The 12,504-nt window shown below is 37.4% G+C and carries 21 protein-coding genes; 20 read left to right on the plus strand and 1 reads right to left on the minus strand.

The window, feature by feature from the left end; all coding sequences use genetic code 11:
• Nucleotides 1-92: 92 nt before the first annotated feature.
• The 11 genes from H0486_RS18130 (at nucleotide 93) to H0486_RS18180 (ending at nucleotide 8,315) form a co-directional block, all read left to right on the plus strand.
• Nucleotides 93-362, plus strand: coding sequence for a hypothetical protein (locus tag H0486_RS18130; RefSeq protein WP_228354473.1), 270 nt, complete (start codon nucleotides 93-95; stop codon nucleotides 360-362).
• Between the two features lie 150 nt (nucleotides 363-512).
• Nucleotides 513-1,571, plus strand: coding sequence for a tyrosine-type recombinase/integrase (locus H0486_RS18135; protein ID WP_228354474.1), 1,059 nt, complete (start codon nucleotides 513-515; stop codon nucleotides 1,569-1,571).
• Nucleotides 1,568-1,774: a helix-turn-helix domain-containing protein gene (locus H0486_RS18140; protein ID WP_228354475.1), complete on the plus strand. Its 207-nt coding sequence runs from the start codon at nucleotides 1,568-1,570 to the stop codon at nucleotides 1,772-1,774. The genes H0486_RS18135 and H0486_RS18140 overlap by 4 nt, the downstream gene beginning before the upstream one ends.
• Before the next feature lie 33 nt (nucleotides 1,775-1,807).
• Nucleotides 1,808-2,056 (plus strand): hypothetical protein, encoded by a 249-nt coding sequence (locus H0486_RS18145; protein ID WP_228354476.1) that lies wholly within the window; start codon nucleotides 1,808-1,810, stop codon nucleotides 2,054-2,056.
• A gap of 1 nt (nucleotide 2,057) precedes the next feature.
• Nucleotides 2,058-2,282: a hypothetical protein gene (locus H0486_RS18150; RefSeq protein ID WP_228354477.1), complete on the plus strand. Its 225-nt coding sequence runs from the start codon at nucleotides 2,058-2,060 to the stop codon at nucleotides 2,280-2,282.
• 1 nt (nucleotide 2,283) lies between these two features.
• Nucleotides 2,284-3,042: a ParA family protein gene (locus tag H0486_RS18155; RefSeq protein WP_228354478.1), complete on the plus strand. Its 759-nt coding sequence runs from the start codon at nucleotides 2,284-2,286 to the stop codon at nucleotides 3,040-3,042.
• Nucleotides 3,043-3,057: 15 nt separating this feature from the next.
• Complete coding sequence (locus tag H0486_RS18160) at nucleotides 3,058-3,390, plus strand: hypothetical protein (protein ID WP_228354479.1); 333 nt, start codon at nucleotides 3,058-3,060, stop codon at nucleotides 3,388-3,390.
• A gap of 57 nt (nucleotides 3,391-3,447) precedes the next feature.
• A complete protein-coding gene (locus tag H0486_RS18165; RefSeq protein WP_228354480.1) occupies nucleotides 3,448-4,734 on the plus strand; it encodes a hypothetical protein in 1,287 nt (428 codons plus the stop codon).
• Between the two features lie 528 nt (nucleotides 4,735-5,262).
• Nucleotides 5,263-5,595: a hypothetical protein gene (locus H0486_RS18170; protein ID WP_228354481.1), complete on the plus strand. Its 333-nt coding sequence runs from the start codon at nucleotides 5,263-5,265 to the stop codon at nucleotides 5,593-5,595.
• Nucleotides 5,588-5,938, plus strand: a complete 351-nt coding sequence (locus H0486_RS18175; protein ID WP_228354482.1) for a hypothetical protein — start codon at nucleotides 5,588-5,590, stop codon at nucleotides 5,936-5,938. The genes H0486_RS18170 and H0486_RS18175 overlap by 8 nt, the downstream gene beginning before the upstream one ends.
• 244 nt (nucleotides 5,939-6,182) lie before the next feature.
• On the plus strand, nucleotides 6,183-8,315 hold the full coding sequence (locus H0486_RS18180) for a DnaB-like helicase C-terminal domain-containing protein (protein ID WP_228354483.1): 2,133 nt from the start codon (nucleotides 6,183-6,185) through the stop codon (nucleotides 8,313-8,315).
• A gap of 46 nt (nucleotides 8,316-8,361) precedes the next feature.
• Here the strand turns inward: H0486_RS18180 and H0486_RS18185 are convergent, their stop codons facing one another.
• On the minus strand, nucleotides 8,362-8,661 hold the full coding sequence (locus H0486_RS18185; RefSeq protein ID WP_228354484.1) for a hypothetical protein: 300 nt from the start codon (nucleotides 8,659-8,661) through the stop codon (nucleotides 8,362-8,364).
• Between the two features lie 249 nt (nucleotides 8,662-8,910).
• Between H0486_RS18185 and H0486_RS18190 the strand changes: the two genes are divergently transcribed.
• The 9 genes from H0486_RS18190 to H0486_RS18230 all read left to right on the plus strand — a co-directional run bounded on the left by H0486_RS18190 (nucleotide 8,911) and on the right by H0486_RS18230 (nucleotide 12,407).
• Entirely contained in the window at nucleotides 8,911-9,180 is a 270-nt protein-coding gene (locus H0486_RS18190) for a hypothetical protein (protein ID WP_228354485.1), read from the plus strand.
• Nucleotides 9,181-9,186: 6 nt separating this feature from the next.
• A complete protein-coding gene (locus H0486_RS18195) occupies nucleotides 9,187-9,366 on the plus strand; it encodes a phosphatase (RefSeq protein ID WP_228354486.1) in 180 nt (59 codons plus the stop codon).
• A 127-nt stretch (nucleotides 9,367-9,493) separates the two neighbouring features.
• Nucleotides 9,494-9,772, plus strand: coding sequence for a hypothetical protein (locus H0486_RS18200; protein WP_228354487.1), 279 nt, complete (start codon nucleotides 9,494-9,496; stop codon nucleotides 9,770-9,772).
• Nucleotides 9,769-9,957, plus strand: coding sequence for a hypothetical protein (locus tag H0486_RS18205; protein WP_228354488.1), 189 nt, complete (start codon nucleotides 9,769-9,771; stop codon nucleotides 9,955-9,957). Before H0486_RS18200 ends, H0486_RS18205 begins: the two co-directional genes overlap by 4 nt.
• A gap of 110 nt (nucleotides 9,958-10,067) precedes the next feature.
• Nucleotides 10,068-10,292 (plus strand): hypothetical protein, encoded by a 225-nt coding sequence (locus tag H0486_RS18210; RefSeq protein ID WP_228354489.1) that lies wholly within the window; start codon nucleotides 10,068-10,070, stop codon nucleotides 10,290-10,292.
• The gene (locus H0486_RS18215) at nucleotides 10,289-10,516 is read left to right on the plus strand and encodes a hypothetical protein (RefSeq protein WP_228354490.1); all 228 of its coding nucleotides are present in this window, start codon (nucleotides 10,289-10,291) and stop codon (nucleotides 10,514-10,516) included. The genes H0486_RS18210 and H0486_RS18215 overlap by 4 nt, the downstream gene beginning before the upstream one ends.
• Complete coding sequence (locus H0486_RS18220; protein WP_228354491.1) at nucleotides 10,485-11,411, plus strand: sigma-70 family RNA polymerase sigma factor; 927 nt, start codon at nucleotides 10,485-10,487, stop codon at nucleotides 11,409-11,411. The genes H0486_RS18215 and H0486_RS18220 overlap by 32 nt, the downstream gene beginning before the upstream one ends.
• Before the next feature lie 62 nt (nucleotides 11,412-11,473).
• The gene (locus H0486_RS18225; protein ID WP_228354492.1) at nucleotides 11,474-12,181 is read left to right on the plus strand and encodes a hypothetical protein; all 708 of its coding nucleotides are present in this window, start codon (nucleotides 11,474-11,476) and stop codon (nucleotides 12,179-12,181) included.
• 16 nt (nucleotides 12,182-12,197) lie between these two features.
• Nucleotides 12,198-12,407, plus strand: a complete 210-nt coding sequence (locus H0486_RS18230) for a hypothetical protein (protein ID WP_228354493.1) — start codon at nucleotides 12,198-12,200, stop codon at nucleotides 12,405-12,407.
• Nucleotides 12,408-12,504 lie beyond the last annotated feature (97 nt).

Here is a 12,504-nt window from a genome sequence, read left to right on the forward strand (position 1 = left end):
AAATTTTATGAAGTTGGACAAGTTATTTAATCAGAGAAGGGGAGGGGTGGGGTTGTAACCTTTGCCCCTCTTTTAGAAAGGAAGTGGATGGAATGGCAGTAACATATACACAGGTGCCGGTTAAATTAGAAATCAATAAAAATACATTGGCCAGTGTTATAGATGTACTTGAAATGATAAACGGTAGTAATCCTAATAAAATTTATACTATAGAAACATCTTTCCATGTAGGCAACATAGCACAAGCAGATACAGTTATGACCGGAATTGAAACGCTAAAGAACCTGGGGGCCTTAAGCACTTACCAAGCTGATAGTGCCTTTCGTCAAATTGATGGTTTTAAAAGAAGTTATCTGAAATAGAAAAAGCATATATTTACGCCCTGCAGGTACTACTTTGCCTATGCTTGCGGGGTGTTTTTTGTGTTAAGAAACACAAGAAGTACAAATTTATTTTATATCTATTGACATTAATTGATAAAAATTATATAATCATCATTAAGAGGTGATGATATGAACACGAAGCTACAAGTACAAGAGGTACAAATAACACAAAATGTACAATTTAACGCTTCTTTATTTACCAGGTTTATAGAATATACAGATGTAAAAGAAACCACCCTTAAAGGCTATGCTGTATGCCTTAGAGCTTTTGCAAGATGGTTGCAAAGGAACAATATAATCCGGCCAACAAGAGAAGATATTAAAGCCTATAAAGAAGAGCTGGAACGTAGCGACTTTACTGCCGGGACTAAGCAGCAATATTTAAGGGCTGTTAAACACTTCTTCAAATGGACTTCAAGCGAGGGCTTATATCCTAATATTGCCGACAATATTAAGGGTGCCAAGGTAAAACACGACAACACCAAAAAAGACGCTTTAAAGGAATCCGACATCATAAATATTTGTAATAGCATAGACCGAAACACAACAACAGGAAAAAGAGATTATGCTATGATCCTTCTTTCTGTAACCGGCGGGCTAAGAATTATCGAATTACACAGAGCCAACATTGAAGACATCAAGACCATAGCCGGGGAAAAGGTTTTATTCATCCAGGGAAAAGGTAGGGATGAAAAAGATGAATACATCAAACTTGTACCGGAAGTACAAGAAGCATTAGAAGCATATCTAAATACCCGTCCAGGAGCTAAAAAGAAAGAAGCCCTTTTTGTCAGCACAAGCAATAACAGCAAAGGGCAACGCATTACAGAGCCAAGCATAAGCCGATTAATAAAAAATATATTTAGAGCTGCAGGATATGACAGCGATCGAATAACCGCCCACAGTTTAAGACATACAGCAGTAACAATGCTTCTTAAAAGCGGAAGTTCCATACAACAAGCTCAACACTTTGCCCGCCATGCAGACCCGGCCACAACAGGAATATACGCCCACAATATTGAAAGGGAAAAGGATCATAGCGAGCAGGCTATATTTAATTATATATTTAAAAAAGATGATGAAAGCAAATTACAGGAAGCCCAGGAGCTTCTGGAAGAGCTTGACCAGGACGAACTAAATAAAGCATTACAGTATTTAAGATCCATTAGAAAGGAGATGATAGCGTGAGCGCAGGAAGACCTAAAAAAGACTTACAGCGACCGGAAGATCTGAACCAACTATTTTATAATATTTATGAAACCGCTGATATTCTGGGCGTACACGAAAGAACAGTAAGACGCCTTATTAAGGATAATGAATTGAAAGCCTTTAAGGTAGGGCGTGTATGGAGAATTTCCAGGGAAGCAATCGAGGAGCTTACGAAAAATTAGACGTATAACTTAACGTAGAAAGAGAGGGATAAAATGACGTTACAAAACTTTCTTAAAATGCACCAGGGCGGTTGCGTTCAAGATTGCGTATCTATTCAACAAGAACCTTACAATTATGATAAACACAAGTATGAAAAAACCTTCTTTGAGGAAGCCGCCCAAGAAGAGATTATCAATTCAGAAATATTTAAAGAAATCCGGAACAAACAAGTAGACCACTTCAATATCATTGGTGGCGGTATGTATAAAGTGGAGCTTTGCATTTATCTGAAAGGAGAATAATATGCACACAATAAATAATGAAACCAATACGATTGATGAATTTAAGCGGCTTAAAGCATATTTAGAACAGAGAGCCAAAGAACACTATGAGAACCACAAGAAAGCCTTTGAAAATTGGCGGTTTGGAGAAATTGACAAAGTATGGATAGACAAAGACGGATTTATCTGTATTCAGTATGATAGTGGTGATTGGTGGCCCTACAAAGAGAATGGGGAGTGGTGGTAGAATGAGCAGAACAATAACTATAACCAATCAAAAAGGCGGTGTAGGAAAGACCACTACAGCCCACGCCATAGCTACCGGATTAAACCATAGAGGACTTAAAACCCTTTTAGTGGATCTTGATCCACAAAGTAATTTAACGTATACAATGGGCGCAGATGGAAGCACACCGACCATATATGAGTTATTCAATGAAGAAATTAAAAACCCCTCTTCTGTTATCCATCATATGGAACACGGAGATCTTATACCAGGCAGCTTACTACTTGCCGGGGCAGATATGGAATATACAAAGCCTGGGCGTGAATATATCCTTAATGAGATCCTAGAGCCTTTAAAGGGTGATTATGAATATATTGTTATTGATACTCCACCCGCACTTGGAATACTTACTATAAATGCCCTAACCGCTTCAAATAGCCTTATTATTCCCATGGGTGCAGATATATATAGCTTACAAGGCTTAAGCCAATTAAGGGGGCTTGTAGACAACGTAAGGAAGTATTGTAATAAAGATCTTATTGTAGAGGGCTTACTAATAACAAGATATAATAAAAGAGCAATTATCAGTAGAAACTTAAAAGAGGTTATGCAGGAAACAGCTAAGCAGTTAGAAACCAAGGTATTTGATACAGTTATAAGAGAGGGTATAGCGATCAAAGAAGCCCAGGCAATGCAAACTACCATATACGATAATTCACCCAATGCGAACGTAACGCAGGACTATAGCAGCCTATTGGATGAGCTGTTAAATAAAAGGTAAAGAGAGGTTATTATAATGGCGAAAGACTATACCGACAAATTAAAAAATGTTTCTGAAAAGTTTTTTACAGGAATACAACCGACACAAGAAACTCATAATATACAAGAAGAACATGAAGTACAAGAAGTATATGAAGCGCAACAAGTACAACAAACACAAGGTAAAAAAGGCTTTAAAATGCAGCGTATTAATATGGCATTTACCCCGGACAATATAGACTTTATCAGAATAATGGCTAAGATCAAAGGGCAGACAATGACGCAATTCGTCAACAGCATATTAGACCAAGAAAGAGAAGCCAAAGAAGAGGTGTACCAAGAAGCTAAGAAGCTGATAGAAAAACTCTAAGGCAGGTGACGAACACGAATGACTAGCGAAAATTATTTTGATATGTTGGATCGGTTTATGAAATCACATGACAATTTAACAAAACATAAATATGCAGTTGAAGATCTTGAAAATCAATTATGCAGCCTGCCGGGGGTGACAGAAGAGCAGGGAAACCTTATCATTTATTTTCTTTCCAGGCATTGTCTTTTTGGCGATTATGCGGATATTTTAAGTCTTGTTATACAGGATATTTCAGAAAACGGAGTAGATAAAGTATTAAAAGAAATTCATGAAATAGAGGAAAGCCAGGAAAATGACGATTTCTTATTCAATCTAAAGAAGACATCTAAAAGCAACAGGCCTTTAATAGTTACCAATGATGAAGAAATAGAAACTCTCCCTGGTAAACCAACTGAAATGTTCTTCAAAAATATCACAAAGCTTGCTAAAAATATGCCTAGCAATAATTTGAACAGGGAATTAACCCTCACTGTTTCCGGACAAAAAAGCAAGAAAAAGGTGAAAATAAAGGCGGAAATAACAGCCCTTATAATAAAGGATAAGAATGTAAATATTAATTCCCCTATTAACTTTTATGATATGTTAATTCTGGATGCTATTGATTCCCTATGGGAAGCTGGTAATTATATTTTTACAAGTGACATGGTCGCTAGAGTGGCTAAGTTTCTAGGCGGAAGCGCTTATATTAAAGACAATGCAGTAATGCAAGTAGAAGAAAGTATAGAGAAGTTAAGAGGTACGAAAGTAACAATAACATATACAGATCAGTTAAATATGTATCGAAAAGCGCATGAAAAAGTTGATAAAGCAGTCTTAGACGATATGGCGCTTTCCTTAACTGGTGCAACCGTTAAAGCCGGGGGCAATATTGTAAAGGGCTATCAATTCAACACTATGCCTATTCTATGGAGATATGCTAAAGACGTCGGCAATTATACATCCATTGAAATCAGCAAGATGAATACAAAAGATTGTTTAAAAGCCACTGACGGTATATCTATTATGAAAAGCTATATTTTCGGAAGAATAGCCGAAATGAAAAATGAAAAAAGGAAAAGCATGAACCGTATCAGATACAGGGAAATTTATGAACAGGTAGGCCTTATCTCAATGGAAGATAATGAAAAATATGATAACGGTAAATATAAGAAGCCTTTAAAGGATATTAACTGTCCTAAGGAAAAAGCCAGGGACATAAGAAATAATGCGAAAATATTTCTCAATCATCTTGTAAAACAGGATTACATAAAGGGCTTCAAAGAATACAGCTACGCAGACATAAAAGATAACGAAGGAGAAGACAAAAGAACAAAAGTAGGATTGGAAATTTTCTATCAGTAGTGGGTGCAACTTAACTACACTAGGGGTGCAACTTAACTACACCAAAATAAAAAAGGGTGCAACTTAACTACACTAGGGGTGCAACTTAACTACACCAAACTCGAATGCAATTATAAGGACAAACTCTTTGTTATCAAGCCTTTAAGGGGTACTCTCTAAATTGGGTATAAGTAAACTGTAGGTACTACAGTATGTTTACTGTAGTGCCAGCCATGCCCCCTATTTACAAAGGGGCATGGCGTGGCTATAGTAAATTCAAAAGGTAAATATAGCCTATAAACAGCGGCAAAAAGATTAATGCAGAATTATCCGTATAACTTAACATAGAATATTAAGCCCTCTTAAAGGCTTCAATATAAACTCACGCTGAAAGGAGTGATCCTCATATGAGAGTATTAAAATAAGCCACGCTACACTTGCAGGCGAAACGTGGCTTAGCACTAGGAATAGAACTCAACGAACTATACCCAGGCAATGTCATTATATCATTGTCCTGGAAATAAAACAAGAAAAGGAGAATTGCATATTATGACAAGCTTAGAAGAATTAAGAATGAAGAACGAGTTTTCAGAAAAATTAGACAACGCTGAAATGAACCTAGATAAGGTTAGAACATTGGTAGGAGATCTTCTTGAAGAATACAATATGTACGATCCGAGAAAAACAGCTGAAAAGTTGCAATACGAAGCTTCCAGAGTAATGACTTATCTTGAAATAGTTTTCGATTATGTGATAGATACGCATAACGATATAGCAGCTATTCAAGAAGAGTTACACACCAGATCAAAAAATTTAAGAAAATTATGCGTTGCAAGCGGAGAACTTGAAAGGACACCAGGGGAGGTATTGGGAAATGAGTAGAGAGGATATAATCACTAATTTGTTGAGTACATATGCCAAGTATGGTGTAACCCGCTTTATTCTGGAACAGGAAATAGAAAGCGGATTAAAGCAGGGATTCTCTTATCAGACCATCTATACAGGATTAAGAATGACATTAGGAAATGTCTTCCATGAAAGAGAATATTTCACTCCGGCAGAAATGGCCGAAGCTCTGGGAACTACAGAAGAAGAAATTATAAACCAGGTTGAAGTTATGGGAAAAGAGCTTGAAGCCCAGGGAGAAGATCCAAGCGAATACTTCACAAGGGTTGAGCCGGTAGAAAAGCAGACCTTTATTATTCCCCCCGGTGCATTGAAATAAAGTTGCGAAATCGTAAGAATTATATTTTCCGGTGCAAGCTGCAGCTTCACTCGTCACGTAGGAAGAATGAATATGGTTTTCGTCCTGGAAGACGAATACTTAAAGGTATGTAACATTTCGTTACCTACCCTCGACACTGATGTCGAACCCGCACCAAAAGATCATATTTGTTCTGACGTCAGAACAGCAACCCGACATTGGTGTCCAGTTGCACCGGAACAGCTTTAGAAAGAGAGGTAATAAATTGAAGAGAGAAGATGCAGAGCTTTATATAAAAGATGATCTTCCTAATTATCTGACAGCAAGAGGGTTAAGTTTAAGAAAGCCTTTTAGGTGTCTTAATCCGGATCATAGCGATAGCCACCCAAGTATGAGTTATGATGTGAAGAGAAATAAAGTTCATTGTTTTTCATGCGGGGCAGATTACAGCACGTTTGACCTTATAGGCATAGAATACGGATTAACTGACAATGCAGAGATATTTAAGAAAGCATATGAGCTTTACAATATTGAAATTGACACCGCACAGGACGATTTTAGCCCGGTAAAAGATAGTAGACAATATAAAACACCTTTAAACGAGTTTAAGCCAAGAAATCAAAAAATAGACGACATAGAAGACCTTGAAGAGCCGGACAAGGTATATGACTTTACAAAAATTATAGAAGAAGCTCACAAGGAGCTATTAAACACTCCTAAAGCCATGGATTATTACAGATCCAGAGGGTTGTCAGATGAGATTATAAAGGAATACAAATTAGGATATTGCAAAGATGGCTATAACTCATTATTGAAAGACTTTCCGGAGCTTCATAGCCAAGGGAAAAAACAAGGGCTATATAAATATGTGTTGCCATATATCAACGACGATAAAACTTGCAATTACTTCATAACGGAAATCACAGACAGAAGCCAGGTAGACGAATATAACGGAAAGTACAGAAAAATTAAAGACATAAAGGCTTATATTTTCAATGAAAGATATATAATCCGTAACAGTCCAGAAGTAATCTTTATTTGCGAGGGAATATATGATGCACTAAGTGTTGAAATGGCTGGAGGAAAAGCGATAGCCTTTATAGGTACAGCTCACAGGAGATTTTTAAGCCTTTGCAAAAAATATAAACCTAAAAGCAAATTTATCATTATGCTAGATAATGACGGAGCCGGGCAAAAAGCGGTAGAAGCTGTTAAGGAAGGCTTAAATATTTTAGGTATTGATTATGCGATACATAAGCCCAACAACGGGAAAGATGCAAATGAGAGCCTGCAGAACGACAAAGAAGCTTTTGTATCTGACATAGCTGAAGCTATAAGAAAGGCAGTAGAGCAGGAAAAACTAGATTATCTTAATAATAGCGCTTTAAAGCATATTGCAGAATTTACAAATGGCATTAATGAGAGTGTAAATACTCCTGCAATATCTACCGGCTTTTTGGAACTTAACAATATGTTAGACGGTGGATTTTATGAGGGGCTTTACATTCTGGGGGCCATTTCATCCCTGGGAAAGACAACTTTTGCGCTGCAAGTTGCTGATCAGATAGCCAGGGCGGGGCATGACGTATTATTTTTTAGTTTAGAAATGTCAAGATCCGAGGTAATTGCAAAGAGCATAAGCCGGCTAACATTTATCGAAAGCAAGTTTAATAAGGAACTCGCAAAGACAACCAGGGGGATATTGGCCGGAAAGAAATACCGGTATTATTCCCAGGAAGAAAAGGATTTGATAAAAAAAAGTGTAGAAGTGTATTCTCAATTTGCCGGGAATATGTATATCTATGAGGGGCGCTATGTCAATAAAGATGGAACAGCCGAAAGAATGAGCGTAGCGCATATAAGAGAATTAGTGAATAAGCACGTTACCCTTACAGGCCGAAAACCGGTTGTGTTTATTGATTATCTACAGATCATTGCACCGACAGATATAAGAGCCACAGATAAGCAAAACACAGATATAGCGGTATTTGAACTAAAAGAAATCAGCAGGGATTTTAAAATCCCGGTTGTTGCTATAAGCTCATTCAATCGTGAAAATTATTCGCAGCCGGTCAGTATGGCAAGCTTCAAGGAAAGCGGTGCAATAGAATATTCAAGTGATGTATTGTTAGGACTTCAATACTCTGGAATGGAGTATCTAGACGGAGAGAACGAAAGGGATCGTACAAAGAGGATTCGAGAACTATTCCGGATTAATGAAGCCCAGGCAAAAAACGGAAAACCGCAAGAAATAGACCTAAAAATCCTTAAGCAGCGAAATGGAGCCAAAGGAAGCATAGGCTTGTATATGACAGCAAAATTCAATTACTTTGATGATTTTAGACCGATAGAACCGGAAGAAACACCATTTGATAAGCTGGTAAAAGAAAGTAAATAGTTGCGACGTCTCAACAAGGTGGATAGTGAAATGCTACCCACCTTTTTTATTGTTTATTATGGATTATGTTCCATACCAAAGTCTTAGATATTTTCAGCATTTCAGCTATTTTACTCATTGAAAGACCGTTCTTCTCATACTCATAATGAACCTTGAAATAATGAGTGTTATATTTGCTTATTTTTCCCTTCTTGACAGATCCCCTTTTATTACGGTTACTTTCATCCAGGTAAACCCTGGGTGCATTACCGGTGATCTCTTTTACAATGTCATATTTTAGAGCTTCCCGGCATCTTGCGCAGGTGTCTTTATCTGCCTTGCTGCATTCATAACACGGTAAAGGCATATCTCTCATCCCCTCTTATATCGTTCATTATTATTGCTTCTGAACGAATTATTTTAATTATATATCGGATGGAAAACCTGGATGAATAAGTTACCCTTTAAAGGCATTTTTCTATGTTAAGTTATACATGTAATTTTACATAAAGAGTATAAAACAAAATAAAAGAACATAGACAAATATATGTTTTTGTTGTATAATAAGTACAAGAAGTTTATTAAGTACAAAAAGTACAAAGGGAGTGAAAAGCCTATGATGTCAGATGAAGAATTTAATAGCCTGGAATTTAGAGAGATAAAAACCATTAAAGACATGACAGCCTTAAAAGGGGCTACCATTACGGATATTGAACCGACGTATGCCGGGTACTATGAAAATGGATCACAGGTAATAAGCGGGGTAATTCTCTATGTAAATATGGCCGACGGAAGTCAGAGGGTATGTTCTATAGATTGCCCTGCCCCCTGGGAGATAGAGAGTGATAAACCAATATTAATGATGTTATCTATAACGAAGGAGTGAGAAAGCATGACAGAGAGTGCGAGAGCAGCACAGAGAGAATATTATAGGCAGTATAGGGAGAAAAACAGAGAGAAGTTAAGAGAGTACCAGGCACAATACAGAAGGAAGAATAAGGCCAAGATAAGACAGTATCAAAGGAACTTTTGGGAAAACCGGGCAAATAGATTAATAGGGGGTACTCCATAGAAAAGCCCTGTGTTTACAGCCTTTAAGGTAGATTTAAAGCGCCAAAACAAGCTAAAAAGTGGCGCATAGTTATAAAAAACAAATAATAAAAAGGGGCTAAAAATCAAGAAATAAAGAGGGTTGGTGTATGTCGAAAATAGATAAGCTGATTATTAAGGCTAAGGAATTGAAAGAAGCAAAAAAGGGTTTCCTTACTTTTGGAATGATTAATCGCAAGGGAAAAAAATGGACCCTTCAATGTTCAATCTGGGATGGGATACCTGGAAGCGGAACAATGATTATTAAAAGCGAGCATGATACATTGTCGGAAGCAGAGCAAGAAGCAAATAGGATAGCGGAAGAATACCCTAACCAATTCAATGACGTAACAATAATTATTGATGATATCCCAGGGGGCAAAGCATGAAGAAAGTAGATAAGTTATTAAAGCAAGCGAAGATTATGGCCGGAATCAGAGGTAATGTTCTGGATAACTACGACTTTAAAAGATTGTCTACCGAGGAACTTAAGGAACTTGCATACGGTAATCCTTCAGAAGAAAGATTTAATGAGTTAATCAGCAGGGCTGCCAAGCCTGCAGGAGGTGATTGAGCAAATGAATAAGCGCAAAAAGAAGAATAACGCTCACACAGTACCAAAGGATAACCTGGTAAAGGAAGCGAGGGAATTAGAAAAGAAGCTTGTAAGAAAGAGGTGATAATTTGGCAAAGATTAGATTAAGACTGAATACTCCAACAGACGTAAGAAAAACCCTTGTAAGGGTTACTAATATGGTTGCGAACGGTGAGATGGACAGCAAGAGAGGAAACACTATTATATCAGCCTGCAATTCTGTTTTAAGCGCAATTAGGACAGACGAACAGGAGAAGAAGATAGCGGAACTGCAGCAACTTCTTGATAGTGTGGCAAAGGAGAAGAGCAGATGAAACTAATTGATAGGCTATTAATGCAGGCCAAGGAAATCCTCACAGCTAAGCACTTTGATTATGACACGAACGAGGATGGATTTATTGAAGCCTTAGGATTGGATCCGGAAAGGTACAGGATTGATTATCCGAATGGTGAACATGGATATGATGCACTTAAAGCTCTTTTCGAGGTTTCGGATGATCTCTGGAATGACGAAGAAGAAACGGATAACCAGGGATAAAGGGGTTGATATATTGCTGACTAATGAAGAACTTGTCGAGAAAATAAAACAAGGCATAGATGCTTCAAGAAACCTTGAGCTTCTCTATAAGCAGAACGAACAATACATTCGTAAAATTGCCAACCGATACCGCGGGTATGCAGAAATAGAAGATCTGATGCAAGAGGGCTATTTTGGACTATATGAAGCCGTACAAAGATATGAAAATGAGCATGAAGTTCTGTTTATGTCATATGCCGGCTTCTGGATAGCCCAGGCAATCAAAAGATACATAGAAAATAGCGGGAGATCATTAAGACTTCCGGTGCATCTGCATGAATTGATATACAAGTATAAAAGAATAGTTAATGCTTATATGTCACAGCTAGGCAGAAATCCAACTGATAAGGAGTTATGCAGGCATCTAAGAATAAGTCCTAACCGGCTTAAAAACCTTGAAAGGTATATTTATGAGTATGGACAAATAGAAAGCTTGGACGAACCTGTAAACAGCTCTGAAGATGGTGACCTATTAGTGTGCGATACCGTTCCGGATAGCACAAATATTGAGAATGAAGTGGTTAATAAAATTATTGAACAGGATCTTAAAACCGGGTTATGGCAGATTGTAGAAAAGAATACTACGGAAGAGGAAAACCAGGTTATTCTATACAGATTTAAAAATAATCTCACTTTAAAGGCAACAGGAGATAATATAGGAAAAACCATTGAAAGAGCTAGGCAATTAGAAAACAGTGCTCTTAAAAAATTACGCCGGAGCCGGATAATAAGAGAACTAGAGGAAAGATACGCTATAAGCTATTCACAAGCCTATAAAGGTAGTTTATCAAGCTTTAGATATTCCTGGATGTCTTCCACAGAAAAGGCTGCCTTTACAAAAATGGGTGTTGATTAAGAATTTAATAACAGCCAGACGCTGCTATTAATATAAACCTAAAAGAAAGAGAGGAAAAGAGAATGAAATTAAGAGAATTAACAGAAGCACAGAAACAGAAGTACATGAGTGATATTACCGGCATCACCAAGAACTATGATGAGATGATCCACAAAATTAATGGGTTGCTGCTCCAGTACGGAGATATTCACTACAAAATGACAGTTGATATGTTAAGCGTGAATTATGCCCGGGAGCAGAAAGAAGCCTTGAAGATGCAGCTTAAGAATACCAATGTAACCGCCCTAGATCAGATAATTGCAACACTCAAGGACACAAAAGAGAAATACATAAAAGATATTGCCCCGGTAACAGCTATTACAGATCCTTTAGAGCTTTCCTTTATAGAAAAGGAATTAAAAGTTATGAAAGATTCCGAGGTCATGGACTACTATAAGGAAAATTATCTTGATAGTAACATCACCAGACTAATTGAAATTGAATGGAAGGCTAGACATGGTTATAAAGATGGTAAGATCATGATGGAGCTGCCTAAGTATAGCGCTGTTGATCCGATCACGAACCGCGTTGATCAGGAGATAAAAGCAGTTGTTGGTTTACGCCAGGTGGCTGATATGATGCTTTGCTTCCAAGAGCCGGCAGCGGATGATAGCACTAAGCCGGTTATGATTCCATGGAACACTATTTTACAGGAAGTTGAAAACAGAAATAAGTCAACCGTAGTAAGAGTTACTATTGGAGATCTCTATAAATATAATATCAGCAAATAAGAAAGGAGATTGAAGTATGTCATACGAAGAGTTAAATACAGGCTTCATTAATCTGATTAAGGCCGAGAGGAATAAGATACTTAATAACCATGGAAGACACTCTATTTATGAGAAAGAGCTTCAGAACATATTAATTCAATATGCTGACTTGACCGGTCAGGACATTGAAGTTCTGAATGAAGCAACCGATAAGAACAAATTTTATGAAGTTGGACAAGTTATTTAATCAGAGAAGGGGAGGGGTGGGGTTGTAACCTTTGCCCCTCTTTTAGAAAGGAAGTGGATGGAATGGCAGTAACATATACACAGGTGCCGGTTAAATT

This window comes from Variimorphobacter saccharofermentans (assembly GCF_014174405.1).
GTDB classification, from domain to species: Bacteria; Bacillota; Clostridia; order Lachnospirales; family Lachnospiraceae; genus Mobilitalea; species Mobilitalea saccharofermentans.